The following is a 26816-nucleotide window of genomic DNA, read 5'->3' as shown; positions in this document are numbered from 1 at the left end:
TAATAATCAGCAGTTGTGCTACAATTTACGCGAGTGTAATCTCAGGCGCCAGGTAAACGTCCTGAACAGCATTCAGGAGTTCCACGCCTTTGTCAAAATCCCGTTGAAAAGCACGCCTCCCCAGGATCAGCCCCATACCGCCCGCACGCTTGTTAATCACTGCCGTGCGCACCGACTGCTCCAGGTCAGAATCGCCCTGCGACTCGCCGCCGGAATTGATAAGACCGGCGCGGCCCATATAGCAATTGGCCACCTGGTAGCGGCACAGGTCAATCGGGTTGTCGCTACTCAACTGGCTATACATGCGTTTATCGGATTTTGAAAAGTTAATGGCCGTAAAGCCGCCGTTGTTCGTGGGCAGCTTTTGTTTGATAATGTCAGCCTGAATGGTAACACCAATGTGGTTGGCCTGCCCCGTAATATCGGCCGCCGTGTGGTAGTCCACGCCATCTTTCTTGAAGGCATTGTTGCGGGTGTAGCACCACAGGATGGTCGCCATGCCCAGTTCATGCGCCCGTTCAAACGCCTCGGCCACCTCTACGATCTGCCGCGAAGACTCTTCCGAACCGAAGTAAATAGTAGCGCCTACCGCCGTAGCGCCCAGGTTCCAGGCATCGTCCACGGAGCCGAACATGATCTGGTTATACTTGGTAGGATAGGTCAGCAGCTCGTTGTGGTTGAGCTTGACGATGAACGGGATTTTGTGCGCATACTTCCTGGCTGTGATCGCTAAGTTGCCAAACGTACTGGCTACAGCGTTACAGCCGCCTTCTATCGCCAGCTTGATAATGTTCTCCGGATCAAAGTAGATCGGGTTAGAGGCGAATGAAGCACCCGCTGTATGCTCGATGCCCTGATCCACGGGTAGGATGGATACGTAGCCTGTGCCCGCCAGGCGTCCATGGCCAAACAGGTGCTGCAGGCTGCGCAGCACCTGCGGGTTACGGTTAGAGGGCACAAAGATCCGGTCTACAAAGTCCGGCCCCGGCACGTGCAGTTGCTCTTTGGCTATGGTGTGGCTTTGATACTGCAGCAGTTGCTCCGCATCAGCACCAAGTATAGAAACAATGTTGTCGTAGGTCATCCGTTTGTTTTTTGAGATAAAGAATAGCGTGTCAGGTTAAATGAAATCAGTTATTCCTTTCCGTATACGTTGCCGCCGCACACAGGTGCCAATACGGCACTTCCGAAGTAGCTCCCTGAAATTCTGCGCTATGGCAACGGGAACCTATAAAACCAGCGCCCATACTTCCGGAGAAGTATGGGCGCTGGTATGATGTGGTCAGAATAAAACTATGGGCCAAAATGAATACAGGATAAAAGGCAATGAAGCTGCAGCCGAGGCGGCGTTGAAACCAGGATCTCTTTTCTCCGCAGTTAACTGCTTTCCTTATACTACCAGCGGCTACCGTTGATTTGTAGCCACAGCGGCCTGGAAAACGGACAGCCGCAACACAGGCAGTTTATTCTTCATAGGCCCAATCTACGCCGGTCTTCATGTCTTTGATCACGATGCCTTGCTTTTTAAGCTCTGCCCGAATCACGTCCACTTTATCATAAGCCTTGGCCTCTTTTGCCTCTTTGTAGAAGTCGAGCACCAGGTCCAGCATATCGTCCATATCGGTACCGGCCTCTTCCTGCAAACCGAGTACCTCCTGCACCAGCCGGGTATACGTAGTGCGCATGGTATCAAAAGTGCCGCGGGTAAGCGCAGCCATAGAAAGCTGCCCCAGGTAAAGGCTGTTGATCTTCTTGAGCAGGTTGAACAGCGATGCAATGGTGCGGGCCGTGTTCAGGTCATCGTTCATGCCGCGGTAGCAGTCCTCTGTCAGCTTCAGCAGGTCTTCGTTCAGTTTGGTATCCGGTTCTGCTGCCTCTGCCGGGTACTCCAGTTTCGACAATACACGCAAGCCGTTTATCAGCTTGGTATAGCCTTTGCGCGCCGCCTGCAGCGCCTCGTTGCTAAAGTCGAGGGTGCTGCGGTAGTGCGCCTGCAAGATAAAGAAGCGGATCGTCATCGGCGAGTACTTCTCCTCCAGCATCTTGTGGTTGCCGCTGAACAGCTCGCTCAAGTTAATGAAGTTGCCCAGCGACTTGCCCATTTTTTGGCCATTCACGGTGATCATGTTGTTGTGCACCCAGTAGCGGGCGCCATTGCTGTGGTCGCAACTGGCCTGATTCTGCGCAATCTCGCACTCGTGGTGCGGGAACATCAGGTCGAGGCCGCCGCCGTGTATGTCGAAGTTTGCCCCCAGGTACTTGCGGCTCATCGCCGAGCACTCCAGGTGCCAGCCCGGGAAGCCATCGCTCCAGGGTGAGGGCCAACGCATAATGTGCGTTGGAGAGGCTTTTTTCCAAAGCGCAAAATCCAGTGGAGACCGCTTCTCCTCCTGTCCTTCCGTAGCGCGGGTATTGCTGATCAGGTCTTCGATGTTGCGCCCCGAGAGCTTGCCATAGTTGTGGCTCTGGTCATAGGCGGGCACATTAAAGTATACCGATCCGTTTACCTCATACGCCATCCCATTAGCCATGATCTCTTTGATCATCTCGATCTGCTCGATGATATGGCCGGAGGCGCGGGGCTCGATATCCGGGCGCAGCACGTTCAGCTTCGCCATCTCCTCGTGGTAGATGTTGGTATACGACTGTGCCACTTCCATCGGCTCCAGGTGCTCCAACTTTGCCTTTTTCTGGATCTTGTCTTCGCCTTCATCAGCATCGTTCTCCAGGTGGCCTACATCCGTAATATTGCGCACATAGCGCACTGTATAACCCAAGTATTTGAGGTAGCGGTACAGCACATCAAAGGTAACAGCACTACGGGCATGGCCCAGGTGCGGCTCGCCATACACAGTTGGTCCGCAGACGTACATGCCTACAAAAGGCGCGTGCAGTGGTTCAAACTCCTCTTTGCGACGGGTTAGGGTATTGTAAAGGTTCAGTTTCTGTTGCATAGTATGGGTATGTGCAGGTGCCGTGGCAGCAGTACACTTGTATGCTTGTTACTTTATGGTAGCCGGCAAAACGCATCCGGCTGTTTTCGTTTCAAAATTATACATATTGTTCCCTATCTCCTAACGCCAGCTGTATCGGGGGGCGCCAGCACATACTTGGCTGAGATAGGAAAATGGTCCGAAAGAGCCATCTCGTAATACGTCTCAAAGTCGTAGGCCTGCAGGGGAGCACTGTAAAACTGGTTGTCGATGCGCAGAAAAGGCACAATGCCATTATAGGTGGCTCCTATTCCGCTGCCCGCCTGCACAAAGGCATTCTGCAGTCTTTTGGCAAGCTCGTTATACGTGTAGCTGAAGGGTATATCGTTAAAATCGCCACAGACAATAACCGGATAAGGCGACTCCTCTATATGTGCTAGTAGTGTTTCTACCTGGTGCCCCCGCACTATAAACCCCATCCGCAGGCGACGGGCCACATTCCGGCTCTCCTTTTTAAAGTTCTCTTCATTGCCAATGGCGGAATACGTATTTTCAATGTCTTCTGACTTGATGCTCATTGACTGCAGATGGGCCGCATAGACGCGGATCGTATCGCCTTGCACATTCAGGTTGGCCCAGATCACGCGGTTCGCGCTGGACTTTTCGAAGTTGATCACACCTTCTTTGAGAATCGGATATTTAGAGAAAATGGCTATCCCAATATCTCCCTTTTCGCGGTCAATGTTTGCCACAGAGAAGAACCTGTACTTGTCATACCGTATGCCTATTCGACTCACAGTATTATATACATTAGAGTGGCGCTTGCTATAAAACTCCTGCAGGCAGTATACGTCTGCCGGGTGTGTGGCAATCCATTCGATCATGTCGCCTGCAGCCGCTTCTTCTTTAGAGCCATGGCGTTGCCAGGCATTGAACATACGGGTGTTATAACTGAGCACCTGCAGTGTTTTGGCGCCTGGCGGCACCTCTGTCTCTCCAAACCTGAACGCTACCAGCCGGGCATAGTAGTTCCAGCCGAGCAGCAGCACCATGAGCGGTATCACCACTCCCCAGGAGCGCCGAAGAGCCCAGTATAGCAGAAACAGGAAATTAAGCACTAGCGGAACAGGCAGTGAGAACGCGATGAAACCGGCAGGCCAGAACTTGTAAGGCGGCACCTGTAGGCACAACACGCCCAGCAACAGCCAAAACACCACCAGGATGTTCAGCACGAGCCAGAAGCGCCTGCGTATTTTCTTAAATGTTTCTGCCATTGTAGCAAACTTACAAAGATTGCGCCTATCTGCCCCACCCCTCCGGCAGAATATATTCCCTTTACCAGGATTGCGGGCGGTGTTAAAAGCATTCTTTTACTTTGCGAACTTTACGATGAAAAGCCGTGTTATCTTTTGCGAGCCTTTTAGCTGCAGCCGCTCTCTGCATAATGCCGGAACACAATTTAATGTAAACCCTAAACAAACATTGTTGTATATATAATGTTTTTATAGTAAATTTGTGGCATTATTTCCAAGGAGTTGAGGGGACAAGAGTCCCCTTCTTTATTTCTTAACGATTACCTATGGCATTAACTGCGACCACCATACGTGAAATGGCCGAAGCAAGCTTACCGGCCGCAGACCTGTTTATTGTGGATGTGGCCGTGTCAGATTCGCCGGCACGACCTAAGATAACGGTGCTGGCTGATGGAGAGCAAGGCATTACGATTGACCAGTGTGCCACCCTCAGCCGCCGCATCAACAAACGGATCGAAGAGGCTTTTGGCGAAGAGATCAGCTATGTACTGGAGGTGAGTTCGCCGGGTGTGGATTTTCCGCTGACGCAGCCTAAACAGTACCAGCGCCACACCGGCCGCAACTTGAAGCTGAAGCTGCAGGACGGCACGGAGAAGACCGGTAAACTGGAAGAGGTAACCGACAGCGGCATCGGGCTGCTGGAGGAAATTAAACAAAAAGGCAAAAAGGCAACGTATGAGCCTGTGCAAATACCCTTCGGGGACATTGTGAAAGCAAATGTTGTAATATCTTTTAAATGATAAAATAATGAACAGTTCAGTCCTGATCGAGTCGTTCGCCGAATTCGCGAAATTCAAGAACATTGACCGCCCGACCATGATGCGCATTCTGGAAGATGTGTTTCGCACCATGATCCGCAAAAAGTGGGGTACCGACGAGAACTTTGACATCATCCTGAACGTGGAGAAAGGTGACCTGGAGATCTGGCGTAACCGCGAAATCGTGGACGACAACTCCGAGGACATCTGGGACCATGATAAGATCAGCCTTACGGATGCACGCAAAATTGAGCCTGACTTTGAAGTGGGCGAAGAAGTATCAGAAGAAATCCAGTTGGAAGACTTTGGCCGCCGCGCCGTACTAACAGCCCGCCAGACCCTGATACAGCGCATCAAAGACATGGAAAAGGAATTGCTGTTCCAGAAGTATAAAGACCAGGTAGGCGAGATCATCTCCGGAGAAGTATACCAGGTATGGAACCGCGAAGTATTGCTGCTGGACCAGGAAGAGAACGAACTGCTGATACCGAAAAGTGAGCAGATCCCGAAAGACCGCTACCGCAAAGGCGATCAGGTACGTGCCGTGGTGCAGCGGGTAGAAATTGTAAACGGAAACCCGAAGATCATACTTTCCCGTACCTCTCCTGCTTTTCTGGAGCGCCTGTTTGAAAACGAAGTACCGGAAATCTTTGATGGCCTGATCGCTATCAAAAAGATCGTGCGGGAACCCGGCGAGCGCGCCAAAGTAGCCGTAGAGTCTTTCGACGACCGTATTGACCCGGTAGGTGCCTGCGTAGGTATGAAAGGTTCGCGTATCCACAGCATCGTGCGCGAGCTTGAGAACGAGAACATCGACGTAATTAACTATACTGATAACGTAGAACTTTATATTCAGCGTGCCCTTAGCCCTGCTAAGATTAGCAGCATGAAGATAGACGAGGAAGCCGGTCGCGTATCGGTATTCCTGAAGCCGGACCAGGTATCGCTGGCCATCGGCAAAGGCGGACAGAACATCAAACTGGCCAGCCGTTTGGTTGGCTTGGAGATTGACGTGTTCCGTGAGTCTGAAACGTATGAAGAGGATATTAACCTCGACGAGTTCTCCGACGAAATTGAAGGATGGGTAATTGAAGAGTTGCGCCGCATTGGCCTCGATACCGCTAAAAGCGTGCTGGCCGTAAGCAAGGATGACCTGCTGCGCCGCACCGAGTTGGAAGAGGAAACCATTGACGATGTGCTCTCTATTCTTCGTGAAGAGTTAGAAGAAGATAATCAATAGTTGTGAGTTGCGCGCCGTTGCTGTAATTTTGAGATAAATAGTAACAGCCGCACAGTTCTGCTGCTGAGCAGATAACACATAGTAACATTTAGAATTAAAAGACAGCATATTTAAAGCATGGCAGAAGACAAAATAAGGAGGCTTAAACAGGTTGCGACTACTTTAAACATTGGCACTTCCACCATTGTGGACTACCTGTCTGCTAAAGGTTTTGACGTGGAGAACAAACCCACGACCAAAATCACGGCAGATCAGTACAATATGCTGGCTAAAGAATTCGCATCCTCAATGCAGGACAAGCAGGAGGCTGAAGAACTGAACATCGGCAAGAAACCGCAAAGCAACCAGGTGATCGAGTCGGAGGCACAGCAGCACGAGGTGAAGAAAGCGGCTGAACCTGAGCAGGAGATTCTGATCAAAACGGTTCACCAGCCGAAAGCAGCTCCGGAGCAGCCTAAAGCGCCGGAAGCACCAAAGGCGCCGGCGGTGGAAGAGCCTAAATTGCCAGGTATTAAAGTACTTGGTAAGATAGAGCTGGATGCCAAAGGACGGCCTATCCCCAAAAGGACGGAGCCTGCTAAGGCAGAAGCGCCAGCACCTGTTGCGGCTGAGCCTGCCAACCCGGCTCCCGCACAGCCAGCAGCAGCCCCAAAGGCAGAACAGCCCGTAGCTCAGGCACCGGTTGCTGCACCAGCACCGGAGACGGAAGTACCGGCTCCAAAAAGAGAAGAACCAGTAGCAGCCTCACAAGCAGAAGCGCCGTCGCAACCGGCAGCCCCTGCTGAGCGGCCAGCTGAACGAACGGAAGAGGCGCCTCAGCAGCCTGCCCCGGCACAAACTCCTGCAAGCCCGGCACCAGCGCAACCGGCAGCCGATGGACCTGCAGATAAAGAAAACCAGCCAATAGAAACAATTACAGCAAAAGCCGACCAGCTAAAAGGCCTTACGGTGCTGGGCAAGATAGAATTGCCCACAGAGTCCCGTAGAAAAGGATCTAAGCCGGTAGCATCTTCCGACGAGAAGAAAGGCAGAAAGAAAAAGCGCAAGCGCATTATGGTGGCCACAGAAGGTGGCCAGCAAGGGCAGCAAGGCCAGACCGCCGCTGCAGCAGCACCCGGACAGGGCAATAACCGCCCGATACGCCCAATGGTGCAACGCGAACAGAGAGGTGGCGGCAAGCCTGGCCCAGGTGGCAAAGGCCGTCGCGACACTGTTCCGGCCAGAGCAGATAAAGCGGAAGTAACGGATAAGCAGATTCAGGAGCAGATTAAGGCAACTTTAGCAAAACTGAGTGGTGGTAAAGGAAGCAGCGGCAATCGCGCCAAATACCGCCGTGAAAAGCGTTCGGCTATAGCTGATGCCACAGAGGAACGCCGCATGGCGGAGCAGGCAGAGTCAAAGACACTGCGTGTGACCGAGTTCGTGTCGGCCAACGACCTGTCTGCCCTGATGGATGTGAGCGTAAACGACGTAATCAAGGTATGTATGCAACTGGGCATGTTCGTGTCCATCAACCAGCGCCTCGATGCAGAAGCCATCACCATCATCGCCGATGAGTTTGGTTATGATGTGGACTTTATCACTTCCGAAGACGAGCAGGCTCTGGAGGACATCATTGAAGAGAATGAGGAAGACATGGAAGATCGTGCCCCGATCGTAACGATCATGGGCCACGTAGACCATGGTAAAACCTCCCTCCTCGATTACATACGAAACGCAAATGTGACTGCCGGTGAGGCCGGTGGTATTACGCAGCACATCGGTGCCTATAAAGTAAAAACCGAGAGCGGCCGTACTATCACCTTCCTGGATACACCGGGACACGAGGCTTTTACGGCGATGCGTGCCCGTGGTGCCAAGGTAACGGACGTGGTGATTATCGTGATCGCCGCTGACGACTCGGTGATGCCGCAGACAAAAGAAGCTATCAACCATGCGCAGGCGGCTGGTTCACCGATCATCATTGCCCTGAACAAAGTAGACAAGCCAGGCGCTAACCCGGACAAAGTTCGTGAAGAACTTGCACAGATGAATATTCTGGTAGAAGAATGGGGTGGCAAGTACCAGTCGCAGGAAGTATCTGCGAAAACAGGACAAGGCGTGCCGGACCTGCTGGAAAAAGTGTTGCTGGAGGCGGAATTACTGGAACTGAAAGCTAACCCAGATCGTGCCGCTATTGGTACCGTAATTGAGGCATCCCTGGACAAAGGACGTGGCTATGTGGCGACGGTGCTAGTACAAACAGGTAACCTGAAGATTGGGGATGTAGTACTGGCAGGCTCTCACTACGGTAGAGTAAAGGCCATGACCAACCACCTTGGCAAGAAAATGAAAGAGGCAGGCCCGTCTACCCCAGTACAGTTGCTCGGTCTGGACGGCGCGCCGCAGGCAGGTGATAAGTTCCTGGTGATGGAGTCGGAGCGTGAGGCACGTGAAATTGCTTCCAACCGTTCGCAGGTACAGCGGGAGCAAAGCTTACGTACCCGCAAGCACATCACGCTGGATGAGATCGGCCGTCGTTTGGCTATCGGCTCCTTTAAAGAACTGAACGTGATCGTGAAAGGCGACGTGGACGGTTCGGTAGAAGCCCTGTCAGATTCCTTACTGAAGCTGTCTACCAACGAGGTGCAGGTAAACATCATTAACAAAGGGGTAGGTGCCATCTCCGAATCCGATATATTGTTAGCCTCGGCTTCGGATGCGATCATCATCGGCTTCCAGGTTCGTCCGTCGGCCAATGCCCGCCGCTTGGCTGAGCAGGAGCAGATTGATGTACGCCTGTACTCTATCATCTACGATGCGATTAACGAGGTGAAAGACGCCATGGAAGGTATGCTGGCACCAACGCTGAAAGAGGAAGTAACAGGTAACGCCGAAGTGCGTGAGGTATTCCGCATCACCAAAGTGGGTACTATTGCCGGCTGTATGGTAACAGATGGCACGATACAGCGAAATGCTCATGTGCGCTTGGTGCGCGACGGCATTGTGGTACACGATGGCGAAGTACTGGCGCTGAAGCGTTTCAAAGATGATGTAGCCGAGGTAAGACAAGGTTACGAATGTGGTATCAGCCTGAAAGGGTATAACGACATTCAGGAAGGTGACGTGATCGAAGCATACATCGAAAAAGAAGTGAAGCGTACACTCTAATAATCAAACCATAGTATAAACAAAGCGCCCCGGCTGCATGATGTAGCCGGGGCGTTTTGTTTATATGCTATTTTAAAGGAGGTGCCTGTTGGTATAAGTATAAACTACGGCTTAGTTACCCCGTTTTCGTTTGCTGCGCTTCAGCATGCGCAAATCACGCTTGTGCTTTTTCTGCATCTTCTTTTCCTCCTTCAGAATAGCTTTCATCTTCTTGCTATGGGCAATATTCTCTTTGGCAAAACGGGAGCGCTTACCATTTTCGTAGGCATTGTACCGCATGTCCATCCCGGCAGTGCGCTTGCCTACCGACTCGGCAGATGCCGCTTTGTCGTTTACTTTGTTGCCCCAGAATTCATCTTTAGATGATGCAGACGTACTGCCGGCAGTTGTCTGCGCGTTAGCGGCAGAAAAGGCGAACAGCGCGCCGGTAAAAAACACTAAGAAAAAGATCTTCTTCATACTCTATCATTATTTTTCGGCAGGCATGTGCCCATACTTGCCCTGGTGTATAGCTAATGCAACTTATAACACGGTGTTGCCCGGCAAAAGTTCGTTAATCAAACTTATAGGAAAGTCCAATTCCCAGCGATTCTTTTAATTGCAGCCGCGGCCCTTTGCTTTCCAGTGTTCCATCCTGATCCTGGTCAACGGCAATGTTGATGTCATCATCATAGATCATATGAACGAACAGGCTTGCAGAGATAAACTTATTTACTTTAAAGTTTACCATGTTCTCCCAGTTCACATCCACATTCTGCGGATCATTGAGGTAATTGGTAAATAAGTCAAGCTTTGATGATAAGGTAACGTTCTGCAGCACCTCTTTCTTATACCGCACGTTCACGAAGCCACCAAACTCCTGCCGGATGTGCTTGCCCGTACCCGGAATCAGCATACCTAAGGCATCCGTTTGTGCTCCCTGCACACCAAAAGCTCCCTGATCGGCCAGCATCTGGCTATTCACGATTGTCAGTTTGCCGGTTAAGGGCGAGATAAAGACAGACAGAATCGGATTGGGCTTATAGTCGATACCCAGCGAAGCCAGCACATAGGCCGGCGACAAAAAGTCAGAGATCATGGCATCGTGCGACTCCGAATACGTGGGCGAGAGCTGTGTTTTGATGTTAAGCTGTGCCGTATAGAACCACCTTTTCGAAGCTTTATAGCCATACTTGAAGTTCAGCTCCAGTTTATCGTCGCTCTTGCGTACCTGCTGGTTCTCCAGCTTGATCGTGCCATACGTTACATCCAGCGAGTTATTCCAGCTGTTTGGCCCATGCGCGTAGTTGGCGTACAGGTTGGCTATGCCCAGCACAGCAATTGAGTTCTGGCCGCCGGCTGCCCAGTTACTCAGGCTCACCTGGCTAAAGTTAAGCGTGCCGGCGCCGCCAAAATCCCATACATGAAGCGTATCTGCCGGCGGTGTGGTCTGGGCTGTTGCCGATGTGGTGTATACAAAAAAGAAAAGAAATGTGAGGATGAATACTTGTAAAGATTTAAACATGTACCAGATAAAGAATTAAACAATCTTATTTCGGGGACCAACCGGTGCATCCGAATCGCCTTTCAGTAGGTCACGGATTTCGGCCAGAAGTGTTTCCTGCTTGTTGATGGCAGGAGCTGGTTTGGCTGCCTCATGCTCCCGCAGCCGGTTAATGGTGCGCACCAGCAGGAAAATAGCAAATGCAATGATCAGAAAGTTGACCAGCGTCTGCAGAAAAGTGCCATAATTTATACTTACAGCCGGATTTACCACCTCCCCATTTTCGATAACAGCCTGCCGGAGCACAAGTTTCAGGCGTGAGAAATCCACGTTGCTGATAAGCAACCCCAGGGGCGGCATGATAATATCATCAACTAATGATTTGGTAATAGCGCCGAATGCAGCTCCGATCACCACACCCACTGCCAGGTCAATTACATTTCCTTTGACAGCAAATTTTTTAAATTCAGCTAGAAAACTCATAAGTATGTAGTTAAAAAATAAGTCATATGACAGAACAAAATACTGGCTATCCACCACCTTGTACTTCCCCTGGTTCGCACTGCCTGGCGCAGGTCCGGCTAATTAGCTGGCACAGGAGTTAACAAAATGAGTATATTTGCGCCTGAAAAACAGATTATAACCAGAGCTGTAAACAACCCATGGATACATACGATTAGCTGGCACAGGAGTTAACAAAATGAGTATATTTGCGCCTGAAAAACAGATTATAACCAGAGCTGTAAACAACCCATGGATACATACGAGAACCTGCTACTTGACCTGCAAAATGGCATCCTGTTCATTACAATCAACAGAGCGGATAAACTTAATGCCCTGAATATAGACACAATTAAGGAGATAAAAAATGCCGTGCAGCACGTGTACGACGATCCTGCGGTTAAAGGGGCTGTATTTACAGGAGCTGGTGCAAAGGCTTTTGTTGCTGGCGCTGATATTTCGGAAATAGCCGATGTAAGCGAGGTGAACGCCCGCAGTTTTGCCGAGCGCGGGCAGGAGGTTTTTAGCATGATCGAGCGCTGCAACAAACCGGTTATTGCAGCAGTCAACGGTTTTGCACTGGGCGGCGGCTGCGAACTGGCCATGGCTTGCCACCTGCGCATTGCCAGCGAAAGCGCCCGCTTCGGACAGCCGGAAGTAAACCTGGGCCTGATACCAGGCTACGGCGGCACCCAGCGCCTTACCCAACTGATTGGCAAAGGCAAAGCCATGGAACTGATGATGACGGCCGATATGGTAACGGCAGACGAGGCGCTGAAACTAGGACTGGTAAACTACGTGGTGCCGGCAGAACAGCTCCGAGATAAATGTGTGGAAGTGCTGCAAAAGATTATGAGCAAAGCGCCACTGGCTATCGGGCTTGTAATCGAATGCGTGAATGCGGCCTTCAACAAAGACGAAGACGGATTCCAGACAGAGGCCAACTCTTTTGCCCGCTGCTGCACCTCTGAAGATTTCATAGAAGGAACTAATGCCTTCCTCGAAAAAAGAAAGCCTGCTTTCAAAGGCCTTTAACCAGTTTTGCCACACCCGCCCCATAGTACAAAAGTATGAGTATAGCCAAGAAACTGGTCGGGCAGACTGCTGCCTATGGCTTGAGTAGCATTGTCGGCAGAGCTCTCAATTACCTGCTCGTGCCAATCTACACGGCCGTCTTCCTGCCGGAGCAATATGGGGTAGTATCGTACCTTTATGCCTTTGTGGCCTTCTTCAACGTGCTCTATACTTACGGTATGGAAACCACGTATTTCCGCTTTGCCACCAAACCTGGTGCCAACAAAGAGCAGCTATACAACCAGGTGCTTACGATGGTTGGATGCAGCAGCCTGCTGTTCTCGGCTATACTTATACTTGCCTCCGGCGCTATTGCCAGTTCTATCGGCTACCCGGACCAGCAGGAGTATATTATTTGGCTGGCGGTAGTATTGGCCATTGATGCCATTGTCAGTATTCCGTTTGCCAAGTTACGGCTTCAAAACAAGGCCGTGAAATTCGCTTCCATCAAGCTTGTGAATATTTTCCTGACAGTAGGGGCTAACATGTTCTTCTTGGTGCTTTGCCGCGATATATACCGGGGCGAGTACCTGCCAGAGCTGCGGCCGCTGGTGGAAAAAGTATACAGTCCGGCTTTCGGCGTCGGTTACATCTTCCTCATCAACCTGGTGGCGAATGCCCTGCAGGTGCCGATGCTCTGGAAAGAACTGGCCAGCTACCGTTTTGAGTGGAGCAAAGAACTGGCACGCCCGATGCTCACGTACTCGTACCCGCTGCTGTTTATGGGCCTGGCAGGTATGGTGAACGAAGTAATAGACCGTATTCTACTGCAAAGCTGGCTACCAAAGGACTTTTACCCCGGTATGGACAACATGGCGGCTGTCGGGGTATACAGCGCCTGCTACAAGTTGTCTATCTTTATGTCACTTACCATTCAGGCCTTCCGCTATGCCGCTGAGCCGTTCTTTTTCTCGCAAGCCGAAGACCGGAACTCGCCGCAGACCTTCGCCTTTGTGATGAAGTGGTTTGTGATTGCCTGCACGCTTATTTTCCTCTTTATTTCGGCTAACCTCGAAGACTTTGCCCTGCTGCTGCGCAGCGCCTCTTATCGTGAGGGAATCATGGTGGTGCCCGTGCTGCTGCTGGCCAACCTGTTCCTGGGCGTATATTACAACTTGTCGGTGTGGTTTAAACTGACGGATAAAACATACTTTGGCACTTACATCAGCTTCGGCGGGGCAGCTATCACTATTATTTTTAACCTGTTACTGATCCCGGTGCTGGGGTATATGGGCTCGGCTATTGCTACGTTTGTCTGCTACTTTGGCATGGCGCTGGCCAGCTACCTGCTTGGCAACCGCCACTACCCTATTCCATACCCGGCCAAAGCAATGACAGGATACATTCTGTTTGCCATTGCACTGGCATGGCTGGCCCTGGAGGTGCCAATGGCCAATTTCTGGCTGCGGCATGCCTTCCACCTGGGTTTGTGCCTGGTGTTCGTAGCAGTCGTATGGCTGCGTGAGCGCCCCCGTTTCCTTCACTTCTAAGCCCTCCTTTTAAGATAAATACTATGGAACTTTCAGTTAAAATCATTAACCAGTCCAAGCATGCGCTTCCCTCCTACCAGACCCCGCATGCAGCCGGCATGGATCTGCGGGCCAACCTCGACGCGCCCATCACGTTAAAACCATTACAGCGTGCACTTATCGCAACTGGCTTGTTTATAGAGCTTCCGGAAAATTATGAGGCGCAGATTCGCCCCCGAAGTGGCTTGGCTTTTAAGTATGGCATTTCTATCGTTAACAGCCCGGGCACGATTGATGCCGATTACCGCGGTGAAATAAAAGTGCTGCTTGTTAACCTCTCCGACCAGGAGTTTGTAGTGGAAGACGGGGAACGCATTGCCCAAATGGTTGTAGCCAGATATGAACGCGTGGCCTGGCACGAAACAGAAGTACTGACGGAGACTGCGCGGGGTACTGGCGGCTACGGCAGCACCGGAACAAAATAAATATATCCTCTTATATATATCTTACAGGCTGTTTTCCCGTAAGCGAAAACAACTTTATCTATAAAAATATATTCATCAACCGCTGTAATGGCTACGGCTGCGACAGCATCATCCAAAAACAAAATAAAAAACGATGAGAATAATCATACCGATGGCAGGAATGGGCAAGCGTATGCGCCCACACACTTTAACTGTTCCCAAACCACTGATTCCTATTGTAGGCAAACCTATTGTACAGCGCCTGGTAGAGGATATTGCCAAAGTATGCCAGGAGCCGATTGAGGAAGTGGCATTCATCATCGGCCATTTTGGTGAGAAAGTAGAGCAGGACCTGAAGAAAATCGCCGGGTCGGTAGGTGCTAAAGGCAGCATTTATTACCAGGAAGAAGCCTTAGGAACCGCCCATGCCATACTTTGCGCGCAAGACTCGCTGGAGGGCAAGGTTGTCGTAGCTTTTGCTGATACGCTGTTCAAAGCCGATTTCCAGCTCGACACCAATGCAGACGGCACGATCTGGGTGCAGCGCGTAGAAGATCCGCGTCCGTTCGGAGTTATCAAGCTAAACGACAAGAACGAGATCACGGATTTTGTGGAGAAACCGGTAGAGTTTGTCTCAGATCTGGCCATTATCGGCATCTATTATTTCCGCGACGGTGAATACCTGCGCCAGGAACTGCAGTACCTGCTTGATAACAATATCAAAGACAAGGGCGAGTTCCAGCTAACGAATGCGCTGGAGAACATGAAGAACAAAGGCACCACCTTTATACCTGCCGTAATTACCGAGTGGCTGGACTGCGGAAATAAAAACGCGACGGTTTATACTAACCAGCGCTATTTAGAGTATATTAAAGATGAAGACGGCTTGGTAGCTGCCTCTGCAAAACTAGAGAATGCGGTAATCATACCACCTGTCTATATTGGAGAGAACGTACAGATAAACAATTCGGTAGTAGGCCCGCACGTTTCGGTAGGCAACAACACCACAATTGAAAACTCTGTGGTAAGCAACTCGATCATACAGGAAAACACAACGCTCAAAAATGGCAACGTGGCAAACTCAATGCTCGGCAATTTTGTTGTGTTGGAAGGTCGTCCGTCTGATCTCAGCGTCGGCGACTACAACACCATTATCGATTAAGATTACATGATCAGATTCAGAAACATCTTACTTGCCTCCTGCTGTTTGGCTGTGCTGACAGAAGCACCCGCTTTTGCCCAGACATCTAAAAAGAAAGCTAAAGCGGCCCATGAGGCTGTCGCTCCTGTTCTGCAGCAGCCGTCGGAGCGAGATCTGCGGATAAGTGAGGCCCTGTTTTTGGATGGTATGAAATATTATATGCTGGAGGACTACCAACAAGCCCTCCAGCTTTTTCAAAAAGCCTATACGGTTACGCCCAACAATGCTGCCCTTAACTATCAGATTGGGGAAACCTACCTGATGCTGAAGGACCCCAAATCGGCAATGCCATTTGCCCAGGCGGCAGTAGCACAGGATAGCAAGAACGCTTATTATTACCTTGTGCTGGCGCAAGCGTATACAGAGCAAAAACAATATAACGAGGCCGCCCAGGCTTATAACGATCTGATCAGGAACGTACCAGGTTCGGAGGAATACCTCTTCAACCTGGCTGATTTATACTTGTCGCAGTCCCGCTACGACGAAGCCCTGAAAACCTACGACCGTATTGAAAAGCAGTTTGGTCCGTTGGAGCAGTTGCTGGTAAGCCGCCAGCAGATTTACCTGCGCCAGAAGAACACAGACAAGGCGATTGCCGAAGGCGAGAAACTCCTTGCTGCCAACCCCACCGAGATTAGATACTACCTGGCCCAGGCCGAACTATACAACGCTACCCGAAGAACGGATGAGGCGATAGAAACGCTGAGCAAAGCGCTGCACCTGGAGCCTAACAATCCGTTTGCACACCTGATGCTCTCCGACCTGGACCGCCAGAAAGGCAACATGCCCGCCTCGGAGAAAGAGGTACGCATTGCCTTTGCCAGCCCTGAACTGGATATTGATACTAAAGTGCGCATTTTGGTAGATTTTATCCGCCAGCTGCCCAACCCGGAACTGGAAAGCATTTCGCTGGAATTAGCCGACTTGACCATCAAAACGCATCCCGAAGAAGCCAAAGCCTATGCCGTGGCTGGCGACTTGCAAACAATCGTCGGCAAAAAAGAGGAAGCCCGCAACAATTATCTGAAAGCCGTAAAGCTGGACAATTCTCACTTTAAGATCTGGCAGCAGATCGTGCTGCTCGATGCGGAGTTGTCACAATCTGATGCGCTGGTGCAACACTCCGAACAAGCACTGGAGCTGTTCCCGAACCAGGCAGTATTCTGGTTCTATAGCGGCACCGGCCAGCTGATCGAGAAAAATTACGACAAGGCCATTAAGGCGCTGGAGCACGGCAAACTACTTTCCAGCAATGAGCCGGAGCTGGTTACACAGTTTAATATGCAGCTTGGCGACAGCTATAATGCTATAAAAGAGTATAAAAAGTCAAACGAGGCCTATGATGCGGTGCTGGCGCAGGATGCCAACAACGAGCACGTGCTTAACAACTACAGTTACTTCCTGTCGCTCCGCAACGAGGACCTGCCGAAAGCCAAGGAAATGGCTGCTCGCCTGATTGCAAAATTCCCAAACAACCCCACATACCTCGACACCTATGCCTGGGTACTCTACAAAATGGGCGATTATACCGGCGCCCGCAAATACCTGGAGCAGGCAGTGGCGATCTCGGACGAGGCCACCATGGTAGAACATTACGGCGATGTGTTGTTTAAACTGGGGATGCAGGATGAAGCCGTAAGCCAGTGGCAGAAAGCCAAACTGAAAGGCGAAACCTCGGCCTACCTCGACAAAAAAATAAGAGAGAAAAAGCTGTATGAGTAACCGCCTTTTGGCCTGCTTGCTTGCCATACTTCTGCTGGCAGGCTGCAAAAAAGAAGTTGTGCCCACCGCCGCCACTGCTACCACTGAAACCATCGGGCGGGTATCCATTAAAAACCTCGATTTTAATTACTTGACGGCCAAAAGTCAGATCAGCCTGGATGGGAACGGCGAAAAGTTATCGTCGGGCCTGACGCTGCGCATGAAAAAAGACAGTGTGATCTGGATATCAGTGCAGCCGGGACTGGGTATTGAGGCGGCACGCCTGATGCTGACGCAGGACTCCGTATACCTGATGAACCGTCTTAAAAAAGAGTATGTTGCCACTGATTATACTTTTCTGCGCAACAAGTTTCAGGTAGATGTGAGCTTTGATGTACTGCAGGCGCTGCTCTTGGGCAATTACCAAAGCCAGGGCACTGAAAAAGTACTCAATGCAGAAGGGTTGCAGCATGTGCAGCAGATGCGCGAGAATTTACTTTTCGACTATTTTATAGGTCTGCAGAACAGCAAACTGCAACAACTGAACGTGCAGGATAAGCATACCGGCAACACCATTACCGTGAAGTATGATCGGTTTCAGGATTTGGGCAATGTACCCTTCGCTTATGCACTGGCGGCGCAGGTGCTGCAGCAGGGTAAAACCTCTTCCTATACGCTTAATCACAGCAAAGTAACTGTTACAGACGATGTCCTTTCCTTCCCCTTCAGCATTCCGGACAACTATACTCGCCTGGCGATGAATTAAATATCTGAGCCTGTTGGTTCTTCCCTTATAGTTTTGCCATATTTGTACACCACGAGTAGAAGAACCCAATAGTTTGATGAAGGCCCTTTACAGATTTGCCTTCTTCCTGGCGCTACTGTCTTTGCCGCTGGCCACCCTGGCGCAAAAACATAAATCAAAGGCACAATTACAGCGAGAGAAGAAGGAGAACCTTAACCGTATTAAAGAAGCGAATCGCGTTCTGCAGCAGACAAAGGCACAGAAGCAGGCTTCTATTGGACAGCTTAATGCTATCCAGGAGAAGATTACTGTGCAGAAAGGCGTGATTACGAACATCTCTAAAGAGATACACTACATACAATCGGATGTGCAGGAGACGGAGGGCGTGGTGAATGCGCTGCAGAACGACCTGGAGCAACTCAAGAAAGAGTATGCAGCGATGGTCTACGCTGCATCTAAAACGGCCAACAGCTATAACAAGCTCATGTTCCTGTTTGCCTCCGACTCTTTTAACCAGCTCGTGATGCGGCTGCGCTACCTGCAGCAGTATTCCGAAGCCCGCAAAAAGCAGGTAGCACAGATCAACAAAGTCCAAAAGGTGCTTACAGGGCAGCTTGACCTGCTAGAGTCTAAAAAGCAACAGAAACAAAACCTGCTGGGCAAGCAACTGGTGGAGAACAAAAACCTGACAACACTCAAAACACAGCAGGACAGTGTGATCTCCCGCCTCAGTAAACAGGAAGAGAGCCTGAAGCGGGAAGTGGCAGAGCGCCAGCAATCGGTTAAAAAGCTGGACAAACTCATTGCCGACATTGTGCGGGAGGAGATTGCCCGCGCCGCCCGCGAAGCCCGTGCCGCTGGCAAAGCATCCAGTAGTAGCTCCGGCAAAGTAACCTTAACTCCTGAAACAGCACTTATTTCATCTTCTTTTGCCGGTAATAAAGGGCACCTATCCTGGCCGGTAGAGCGGGGCTTTATCTCGCAGGGCTTTGGCCGTCACAACCACCCAGTACTTAAAGGTGTGGTTGTTGAAAACCGCGGCATTGACATCCAAACCACTCAAGGCTCTGCTGCCCGCGCTATATTTGAAGGAAAGGTACTAACCGTAGCCAGCGTTCCGGGCATGAACAACATTGTGATGGTGCAGCATGGTGAATACTTTACGGTGTATGCAAAGCTGAAATCCGTCAGCGTATCACCCGGACAGACTGTTAAGTTAAAAGATGTGATCGGCACTGTTTATACAGACCAGGATGGTACGACAGAACTGCAGTTTCAGATATGGAAAAACAGCACCAATCTTAACCCTTCTACCTGGCTGCTGCAACGGTAGTAAGCAGGTAATAAAAGAGCACTCTATATAGTTCCCAAAATAGGAAGAGCCGGATATTATACCGGCTCTTCCTATTTTGGGAGGTCAGCGAAACAGCTTTGGCGCAGCTCTGAAAAGGGTATGAATGCAATTTGTAAAAGAGAGCTACAACAGGAGGGGCCTAAAATAAAAAAACACCCTACAGTGCAGGGTGCCTTTCCAAGCTATGAAAACAAACTTAATATTTTTAGAGCATTTGCCGTTGGGTTTCCGCTGGCGTCCGCTTCAATTCCTTCTTCTAATATAGCAGCTTACTATTAGATATGCAACTATTGGCAAATTTAAAACATTTTAAAGTAACAAGCAGCATGTTTTGGTTCTTTATTGCTGTTCATTATCAAAATTAAAATTGTTTTAAGACGCGCCGGGTTTCCAACAGGCACTTGTCTTTTAAAAACGATTTCTGTACATTTCTATACTTAAGCAGCAACCAGCGTCTCTGGCCATCTAGGCAGCTTCTATACTTGTATAGCAATCTATGGGCCAAAGATACAAAAAAGCACAAGTAGTTGAGCTGTAGCATAAAAATTTATTGTACCTACACGAAAATGTCCCATAGCGGGAAAAAAGCACTGGCTAATGGGAAATAACCCTGAAATTATTGCCCTTTGCATTCTGCCACAGGCAACAGCACTATAATGTTGTCAGCAAGTATAAGACAGGTATTAGTAGGCTGACAATCTAAGCCGTCGTCTACTTCGTAGGTAGTTGTACCGCATAGCTGTATACTAAACTTATCTGCTGTGTTATGGGTTTATTAAAAATATCCCTTTAATTTTGTATCACATTTAATCATTAAAACTATGGGTATCACCAACATTTTCGCATTTATTGGAGGCTTAGGTGGCACAGAAGTAATGCTTATCCTCTTGGCAATATTGCTGCTGTTTGGCGCTAAGCGTATTCCGGAACTGGCAAAAGGGCTGGGTAAAGGCATCCGCGAGTTTAAAGATGCGACGAAAGACGTTAAAAACGAGTTTGAAGCCGCTGCCAAAGACGATCACCGCGTTAAGTAGTTATAACCAGCTTTTTTACAGCATATGTTATTAGGTACAATCTTACTTTTCCTGGGGGATCTGGGAGGAGGAGAAATGCTTATCATCTTCACTGCGTTCCTTTTACTTTTTGGCGCAGACCGCATACCGGGCATTGCCCGCTCCCTTGGCCGCGGCATACGCGAGTTTAAGGATGCTACCAATGAAATCAAGCACGAACTAGAGCGTTCTGTAAAGGACGACGACAAGACGACGAAAGTTTGAAACAGTATAACGCGCTACATGACATCCGCACAGACCTGACAAATGGACAGGTTACATGCAGACAACTGGTAGAACATTACCTCCGGAACATAAAAGAGAAAGCAAACCTGAATGCTTTTCTGGAAACATTTGATGCAGAAGCGCTCGCCCAGGCAGCAGTAGTTGATCAGAAATTGGCGAGTGGCACTGCCGGCAAGCTGGCAGGTATGGTAATCGGTATAAAAGATGTACTGGCCTACCAGGGGCACCGGCTGCAATCTTCCAGCAATATCCTGAGCGGTTTCAGATCTTTATACACGGCTACGGCGGTGCAGCGCCTGCTGGCAGAAGATGCCATTATTATTGGCCGTCAGAACTGTGACGAGTTTGCCATGGGTGCTTCAAACGAGACTTCAGCCTTTGGCCCTGTGCTGAATGCTGATGACAACAGCCGTGTACCAGGTGGTTCTTCGGGCGGCTCTGCCGTAGCCGTACAGGCAGACCTGTGCCTGGCCTCCATCGGCTCCGATACTGGCGGCTCTGTGCGTCAGCCGGCCTCTTTTTGTGGCGTTGTAGGTATGAAACCTACCTATTCGCGCATCTCGCGCTACGGCCTTATTGCCTATGCTTCTTCGTTCGACCAGATCGGCATTATTTCTAAAAATGTGCCTGATGCAGCCCTACTGCTGGAGGTAATGGCCGGACCAGATGCTTATGACAGCACTGTAAGCCACCGGGAAGTACCTGCCTATAGCCAGTTGCTCGCCACTGAGAAGCAGTATAAAGTAGGTTACATCCGCGATTGCTTTGAAAGCGAAGGGCTGGATGCCGAAATTAAGAACAGCATACTAGGTGTAAAGGATATGCTGCGCGACGCTGGTCATACCGTGGAAGCAGTAGATTTCCCATACCTGGACTACATTGTGCCCACATACTACATCCTGACCACAGCAGAAGCCAGCTCAAACCTGGGCCGCTACGATGGGGTACGCTATGGCTTCCGTAGCGAAAATGCGACAGACCTGTCGTCTATGTATAAACTGACACGGTCAGAAGGCTTTGGCCACGAAGTACAGCGGCGCATTATGCTGGGTACTTTTGTGCTCAGCGCCGACTATTATGATGCGTATTATACCAAAGCGCAAAAAGTACGCCGCCTGATAAAGGAGAAGACGGACGAGTTGCTTCAGGCTTATGATTTCCTTATCTTGCCTACAGCTCCTACTACTGCTTTTAAGATAGGAGAAAACACAACGAACCCGGTGGCCATGTACTTGGCCGATATCTTTACTGTTCAGGCCTCGCTTGCAGGCGTCCCGGCTATTTCCATTCCGGTAGGACGCGATGCTAACGGCCTTTCCATAGGGTTGCAACTGCTGACCCGCTCATTCGAGGAGCCGCAACTGCTTGCTTTCTCGAATTATATCCTGGATAAGATCACCGTTGAAGCATAGACGTTTGCCATGACCTATACGAAACTCTTTACAGTGCTTACGGCTATAGTTGCAAGCATCTGGGCGCTGAATGCCCAGGCTGCAAACTATAGCCGTTTGCTTGATAAGTCGTTAGCAGAAGACTCTCTCAAACCAAGAATAGATACTACCCAACTGTCGCCAGAAGAGCTGGCGCTGCTGGTAGAGTATATTCCCAATGAGCCTAACGAGGTAATCGCTGATCGTCTGGGGTGCATTGAAGCAGATATTCCCCTGACTTTCAACAACTATGTAAGGAGCTACATCGACTACTTCACCATTCGCAACCGCAAGTATATGCGCACCATGATTACGCGCGAGAATGTATACTTTCCGTTGTTTGAGAAGTACCTCAAGAAGTATAACATGCCGCAGGATCTCAAGTACCTCTCAATTGTAGAGTCGGCACTTAACCCAAAAGCGGTATCGCATGTAGGCGCGGTAGGCTTGTGGCAGTTTATGCCCGGCACTGGTAGTGATTATGGCCTGCATCAGAACCAGTATGTAGACGAGCGCATGGACCCGGAGAAAGCCACTGAGGCCGCCCTTAAGTTCCTCCGCCGCCTTTACAACATGTATGACGACTGGGAACTGGCTATGGCTGCCTACAACTGTGGCCCGGGCAACGTAAACCGTGCTATCCGCAAAGCTGGAGGCGGCAAGAAAACATTCTGGGAGATCTTCCCATACCTACCCCAGGAAACCCGCGGCTATATTCCGTCTATGACGGCCATTATCTATGGTATGAAGTATGCGCCGGAGCACAATATCTTCTCCGATTCTATTCTGTACGCCACGGAAGTAGATACCATGCGCATCAACCAGGCCGTAGACCTGGAAAAGCTGGCTGTAGAGCTGCACATGGAACCTGGGGAACTGCTGGCACTTAACCCGGCAATCAAAAAAACGGTGCTGCCTGAGCGTATGCGCAACTATACGTTACGTATTCCGGCCCAGCGAACGGCTTTACTCGACAAAGACCGCAGCTGCATCTTGCTGGCTGCTTCTCCGTCTGCTACTGCTCCGGCTCAGGAAGATATAGTGGAAAAAGCGCCCGTAATGCTGGCTGCCGCTGAACCGAAAAAGCAAGCAGTACCTAAGACAGCACCGGCTTCTACTCCGGCCCCTGCAGCTGATGCACCAGCATTAGCCACTACCGAGGAGAAAGTATACGTCATACAGAAAGGAGATAACCTTGTCCAGATTGCCAGCAAGTATAATGTAACGGTAGCACAGCTTAAAGAATGGAATAACCTGAAGAGTAACAGCATTCAGCCAAGCCAGAAACTGGTGATACAGCAGGCGACTGCCACTACCGGCACCGTGTTACTCGCCAGCAATACAGAAAAAGCTGAAACTGCGGCAAGGACAGCCAGCAACCAGAAGATTACAGTAGAACGGCCAAAGAAAGAGCGCTTTATCTACCACGTACAGCCCGGCGATACCCTCTGGAATATTTCACAGAAGTATGAAGGCATTTCGGTCGAGCAGATCAAAAAACTCAACAGGCTTAAGTCAAATGAAATAAAGCCGGGTCAGAAACTTATTATAAGCTAGAAGTATAAAAGTAATACCTTCAGAAAGCACCTCCTTTACGGGGTGCTTTTTTTATGCACGCCGATTTTATACTTCATTCTTTCACTGTTCCACTTAAAAAATCATACTTTCTGCTACAATTCCCTCTTACGCTGCTTATCTTTGAGGTCCGGTTTTAAGGGTAAGGAAAAACTTTATAAAATTGGTAGTTAGCCAGATAACAGATAAGCAGTAAGCTATTAGGTAAACCGGAAAAAGCATCATACAAACAACGCATTATGATTAAAGTAAACAAGCAGGACGCTCTGAACTACCACATGGATGGCCGGCCAGGAAAAATTGAGGTAATCCCAACCAAAATGGTCAGCACACAACACGATCTGGCATTGGCTTACTCGCCGGGCGTGGCAGAACCATGTAAAGAAATAGCAGCCGACAAAGACAATGTTTACAAGTATACAGCAAAAGGAAACCTGGTAGGCGTTATTTCCAACGGCACCGCCGTGCTGGGATTGGGCAACATTGGCCCGGAGGCTTCCAAACCTGTAATGGAAGGTAAAGGAGTATTATTCAAGAAGTTTGCCGGCATCGATGTCTTTGATATCGAGATTGATTGTACTGATCCGGAGGAGTTCATCCGCATTGTAAAATCGCTGGAGCCAACGTTTGGTGGCATCAACCTGGAGGATATTAAAGCGCCGGAGAGTTTTAAAATTGAGATGGCGCTCAAAGATCAGATGAACATCCCGCTGATGCACGACGACCAGCATGGTACGGCCATCATCTCGTCGGCAGCACTTTTAAATGCACTGGAGCTAACCGGCAGAACAATCGATGAGGTAAAACTGGTGATAAATGGCGCCGGCGCAGCAGCCATTGCCTGCACCAAACTCTACGTTTCGCTGGGGGCCAAGCTCGATAATATCGTAATGTTCGACAAGGACGGCATCATCCGTCCGGAGCGCAACGATCTGGATATCTACCGGGCACAGTTTGTAACCACCCGCAACATTACAACGCTGGCCGAAGCGATGGAAGGTGCCGACGTATTTATTGGCCTGTCAGCTGCCAATGTGCTGGCACCGGAACTGGTAAAGCGTATGGCACCCGACCCGATCATATTTGCCCTCGCTAATCCTGACCCCGAAATAGCCTACGAAGTGGCGATGGCCACGCGCGAAGACCTGATCATGGCAACTGGGCGCTCCGATCATCCTAACCAGGTAAATAATGTACTAGGGTTCCCATACATTTTCAGGGGAGCCCTGGATGTACGGGCCACCGAGATCAACGAGGCGATGAAACTGGCTGCGGTGCATGCACTCGCCAAACTGGCAAAAGACCCTGTGCCCGACCTGGTGCTGAAAGCCTACGGCGATAACACGATCAACTTCGGCCGCTTTTATCTTATACCCAAGCCTCTGGACCCCCGCCTCATTACTACCGTGTCGCCAGCAGTGGCAAAAGCAGCGATGGAGAGTGGTGTCGCCCGCCGACCTATCACGGATTGGGAAGCTTACGAGCAGGAGTTGCAGGAGCGTATCGGCATTGACCAGAAGTTGATGACGCGCATCACAAATCAGGCGAAAAAACAGCCGAAAACCGTGGTGTTTGCCGAGGCAGACAACTTCAAGATACTGAAAGCAGCACAAATAGTAAATGAACAGCACATTGCACGGCCTATACTACTGGGTAACCGTGCCCGTATTGCGGCTATCATTGAGGAGAATCACCTGGACCTGGAAGGCGTCACCATACTTGATACGTTTGAGGAAGAAGCCAAACGGGAGGAGTTTGCCCAGATGCTGTATACCCGCCGCCGCCGCAAAGGCCTGACGCTATTTGATGCGCGCCGCCTGATGCGCGACCGCAACTACTACGGAAGTATGATGGTAGAAACTGGTGCCGCCGATGCGCTGATCTCCGGTCTTACCCGCGACTACTCCAAAACCATACTTCCGGCCCTGCAGGTAATCGGCGTAGAAGAAGGTATCAACAAAGTAGCCGGCATGTACATCATCCTCAACAAAAAAGAGCCATACTTTTTTGCCGACACTACTGTAAACGTGAACCCAACAGCAGACGAATTAGTTGACATCATTGGCCTGACTGCCCGCACCGTCAAGTTTTTTGATACCGAGCCCCGCGTGGCGATGTTGTCATACTCAAACTTTGGCTCCGTGCGGGGAGATATTCCGGACAAGGCTGCTGAAGCGGTGAGAAAAGCAAAGGAGCGTTACCCCAATTTACTTATTGATGGCGAGATGCAGGCTAACACGGCACTGAACCGTGACCTGCTGCGCGAGAACTATCCGTTTAGTGAATTAGCAGAGAAGGGAGCGAACACCCTGATCTTCCCGGCGCTGACCTCCGGCAACATTTCCTACAAGATCCTGCAGGAAATTGGCGGCGCTGAAACTATCGGGCCGGTGCTGATGGGTATGCGCAAACCCGTGCATATTCTGCAACTGGGCAGCTCTATCCGCGATATTGTAAACATGGTGACCATTGCTGTCGTAGACGCACAGAATTATAACAACCAGCATATATAGATGATAGCTTATATAGACGGCAAGCTCACGTATAAAGATCCGACCTATGTTATTCTGGATGTGCAGGGCATCGGTTACCAGGTCAAAATATCGTTGAGCACTTATTCCTCGCTGCCAGCTGGTGAGCGTTGTAAGTTGCACACGTACCTTCACATCAAGGAAGATGCGCACACGCTCTATGGCTTTACAACAGCTGCGGAGAAGGACGCTTTCCTGCATCTGATCTCTATTTCAGGCGTGGGTCCTAATACCGGACTGATGATTCTCTCCTCGTTATCAGTGGAGGAAGTGCAGCACGCTATTGCCCGCGAGGACGTGCGCACCATACAGCAGGTAAAAGGCATCGGCGCAAAAACGGCCCAACGTATTATCCTGGAGCTGAAAGACAAGATGAAGAAAGAGGTGCTGACGGCAGATGCCACGGCGGCAGCACCAGTAGCACACAATACAGTACGAACCGAAGCGTTATCAGCTCTAGTAACCTTGGGTTTTGCTAAGAACGTAGCGGAAAAAACGCTCGACAGCATTATCAAACGCGAAGGCCGCACTCTGAGCGTAGAGGAGTTGATAAAATTTGCGTTGAAATCTTCTTAACAGTAGCCATTTGATCTGGA

23 protein-coding genes are annotated in these 26816 nt (G+C 50.1%); 17 read left to right on the top strand and 6 right to left on the bottom strand.

Annotation, left to right across the window (positions count from 1 at the left end; all coding sequences use genetic code 11):
* Window positions 1-25: 25 nt before the first annotated feature.
* Window positions 26-1084 carry a class I fructose-bisphosphate aldolase gene (locus tag ABDW72_RS16380; RefSeq protein ID WP_347159678.1) on the bottom strand — a complete coding sequence of 353 codons (1059 nt, stop codon included), beginning with the start codon at window positions 1082-1084 and terminating at the stop codon, window positions 26-28.
* A 40-nt stretch (window positions 1085-1124) separates the two neighbouring features.
* On the opposite strand from ABDW72_RS16380, the gene ABDW72_RS16375 reads away from it, so the two are divergent.
* Entirely contained in the window at window positions 1125-1277 is a 153-nt protein-coding gene (locus tag ABDW72_RS16375; protein ID WP_347159677.1) for a hypothetical protein, read from the top strand.
* Between the two features lie 186 nt (window positions 1278-1463).
* On the opposite strand, the gene cysS is transcribed toward ABDW72_RS16375, so the two are convergent.
* Together cysS and ABDW72_RS16365 are read right to left on the bottom strand one after the other, a co-directional pair.
* Window positions 1464-2954 (bottom strand): cysteine--tRNA ligase, encoded by a 1491-nt coding sequence (cysS, locus tag ABDW72_RS16370; protein WP_347159676.1) that lies wholly within the window; start codon window positions 2952-2954, stop codon window positions 1464-1466.
* A gap of 113 nt (window positions 2955-3067) precedes the next feature.
* On the bottom strand, window positions 3068-4207 hold the full coding sequence (locus tag ABDW72_RS16365; RefSeq protein WP_347159675.1) for an endonuclease/exonuclease/phosphatase family protein: 1140 nt from the start codon (window positions 4205-4207) through the stop codon (window positions 3068-3070).
* Between the two features lie 305 nt (window positions 4208-4512).
* On the opposite strand from ABDW72_RS16365, the gene ABDW72_RS16360 reads away from it, so the two are divergent.
* From ABDW72_RS16360 to infB, 3 genes are all read left to right on the top strand, one after another.
* On the top strand, window positions 4513-4986 hold the full coding sequence (locus tag ABDW72_RS16360) for a ribosome maturation factor RimP (protein WP_347159674.1): 474 nt from the start codon (window positions 4513-4515) through the stop codon (window positions 4984-4986).
* Between the two features lie 7 nt (window positions 4987-4993).
* Window positions 4994-6244, top strand: coding sequence for a transcription termination factor NusA (nusA, locus tag ABDW72_RS16355; protein ID WP_347159673.1), 1251 nt, complete (start codon window positions 4994-4996; stop codon window positions 6242-6244).
* Between the two features lie 117 nt (window positions 6245-6361).
* Window positions 6362-9394: a translation initiation factor IF-2 gene (infB, locus tag ABDW72_RS16350; RefSeq protein WP_347159672.1), complete on the top strand. Its 3033-nt coding sequence runs from the start codon at window positions 6362-6364 to the stop codon at window positions 9392-9394.
* A gap of 111 nt (window positions 9395-9505) precedes the next feature.
* Here infB and ABDW72_RS16345 read toward each other — a convergent pair whose 3' ends face one another.
* The 3 genes from ABDW72_RS16345 to mscL all read right to left on the bottom strand — a co-directional run bounded on the left by ABDW72_RS16345 (window position 9506) and on the right by mscL (window position 11360).
* Window positions 9506-9853 carry a hypothetical protein gene (locus tag ABDW72_RS16345; protein ID WP_347159671.1) on the bottom strand — a complete coding sequence of 116 codons (348 nt, stop codon included), beginning with the start codon at window positions 9851-9853 and terminating at the stop codon, window positions 9506-9508.
* 94 nt (window positions 9854-9947) lie between these two features.
* Window positions 9948-10898 (bottom strand): DUF3078 domain-containing protein, encoded by a 951-nt coding sequence (locus ABDW72_RS16340; RefSeq protein WP_347159670.1) that lies wholly within the window; start codon window positions 10896-10898, stop codon window positions 9948-9950.
* Between the two features lie 15 nt (window positions 10899-10913).
* On the bottom strand, window positions 10914-11360 hold the full coding sequence (gene mscL / locus ABDW72_RS16335; protein WP_347159669.1) for a large-conductance mechanosensitive channel protein MscL: 447 nt from the start codon (window positions 11358-11360) through the stop codon (window positions 10914-10916).
* Between the two features lie 270 nt (window positions 11361-11630).
* Between mscL and ABDW72_RS16330 the strand changes: the two genes are divergently transcribed.
* The 13 genes from ABDW72_RS16330 to ruvA all read left to right on the top strand — a co-directional run bounded on the left by ABDW72_RS16330 (window position 11631) and on the right by ruvA (window position 26796).
* Window positions 11631-12413 carry an enoyl-CoA hydratase/isomerase family protein gene (locus ABDW72_RS16330; RefSeq protein WP_347159668.1) on the top strand — a complete coding sequence of 261 codons (783 nt, stop codon included), beginning with the start codon at window positions 11631-11633 and terminating at the stop codon, window positions 12411-12413.
* A 35-nt stretch (window positions 12414-12448) separates the two neighbouring features.
* Entirely contained in the window at window positions 12449-13942 is a 1494-nt protein-coding gene (locus ABDW72_RS16325; protein ID WP_347159667.1) for a lipopolysaccharide biosynthesis protein, read from the top strand.
* Window positions 13943-13965: 23 nt separating this feature from the next.
* Window positions 13966-14406 (top strand): dUTP diphosphatase, encoded by a 441-nt coding sequence (gene dut / locus ABDW72_RS16320; protein ID WP_347159666.1) that lies wholly within the window; start codon window positions 13966-13968, stop codon window positions 14404-14406.
* Window positions 14407-14539: 133 nt separating this feature from the next.
* On the top strand, window positions 14540-15547 hold the full coding sequence (locus ABDW72_RS16315) for a sugar phosphate nucleotidyltransferase (RefSeq protein WP_347159665.1): 1008 nt from the start codon (window positions 14540-14542) through the stop codon (window positions 15545-15547).
* 6 nt (window positions 15548-15553) lie between these two features.
* Window positions 15554-17308, top strand: coding sequence for a tetratricopeptide repeat protein (locus ABDW72_RS16310; protein ID WP_347159664.1), 1755 nt, complete (start codon window positions 15554-15556; stop codon window positions 17306-17308).
* Window positions 17301-18053 (top strand): lipoprotein insertase outer membrane protein LolB1, encoded by a 753-nt coding sequence (lolB1, locus tag ABDW72_RS16305; protein WP_347159663.1) that lies wholly within the window; start codon window positions 17301-17303, stop codon window positions 18051-18053. The genes ABDW72_RS16310 and lolB1 overlap by 8 nt, the downstream gene beginning before the upstream one ends.
* Before the next feature lie 76 nt (window positions 18054-18129).
* A complete protein-coding gene (locus tag ABDW72_RS16300; protein ID WP_347159759.1) occupies window positions 18130-19365 on the top strand; it encodes a murein hydrolase activator EnvC family protein in 1236 nt (411 codons plus the stop codon).
* 842 nt (window positions 19366-20207) lie between these two features.
* Complete coding sequence (locus ABDW72_RS16295; RefSeq protein WP_347159662.1) at window positions 20208-20420, top strand: Sec-independent protein translocase subunit TatA/TatB; 213 nt, start codon at window positions 20208-20210, stop codon at window positions 20418-20420.
* Between the two features lie 24 nt (window positions 20421-20444).
* The gene (locus ABDW72_RS16290) at window positions 20445-20663 is read left to right on the top strand and encodes a Sec-independent protein translocase subunit TatA/TatB (protein ID WP_347159661.1); all 219 of its coding nucleotides are present in this window, start codon (window positions 20445-20447) and stop codon (window positions 20661-20663) included.
* Entirely contained in the window at window positions 20660-22096 is a 1437-nt protein-coding gene (gene gatA / locus ABDW72_RS16285) for an Asp-tRNA(Asn)/Glu-tRNA(Gln) amidotransferase subunit GatA (protein WP_347159660.1), read from the top strand. Before ABDW72_RS16290 ends, gatA begins: the two co-directional genes overlap by 4 nt.
* A 9-nt stretch (window positions 22097-22105) precedes the next feature.
* Window positions 22106-23671: a lytic transglycosylase domain-containing protein gene (locus ABDW72_RS16280; RefSeq protein ID WP_347159659.1), complete on the top strand. Its 1566-nt coding sequence runs from the start codon at window positions 22106-22108 to the stop codon at window positions 23669-23671.
* Window positions 23672-23928: 257 nt separating this feature from the next.
* The gene (locus tag ABDW72_RS16275) at window positions 23929-26202 is read left to right on the top strand and encodes an NADP-dependent malic enzyme (protein ID WP_347159658.1); all 2274 of its coding nucleotides are present in this window, start codon (window positions 23929-23931) and stop codon (window positions 26200-26202) included.
* Window positions 26203-26796 (top strand): Holliday junction branch migration protein RuvA, encoded by a 594-nt coding sequence (gene ruvA / locus ABDW72_RS16270; protein WP_347159657.1) that lies wholly within the window; start codon window positions 26203-26205, stop codon window positions 26794-26796.
* Window positions 26797-26816: the final 20 nt, after the last annotated feature.

It is taken from the genome of Pontibacter chitinilyticus (genome assembly GCF_039748935.1).
GTDB lineage: Bacteria > Bacteroidota > Bacteroidia > Cytophagales > Hymenobacteraceae > Pontibacter > Pontibacter chitinilyticus.
Note: the sequence above shows the minus strand (reverse complement) of the source record. Positions and strands in the feature narration are given on the sequence as shown.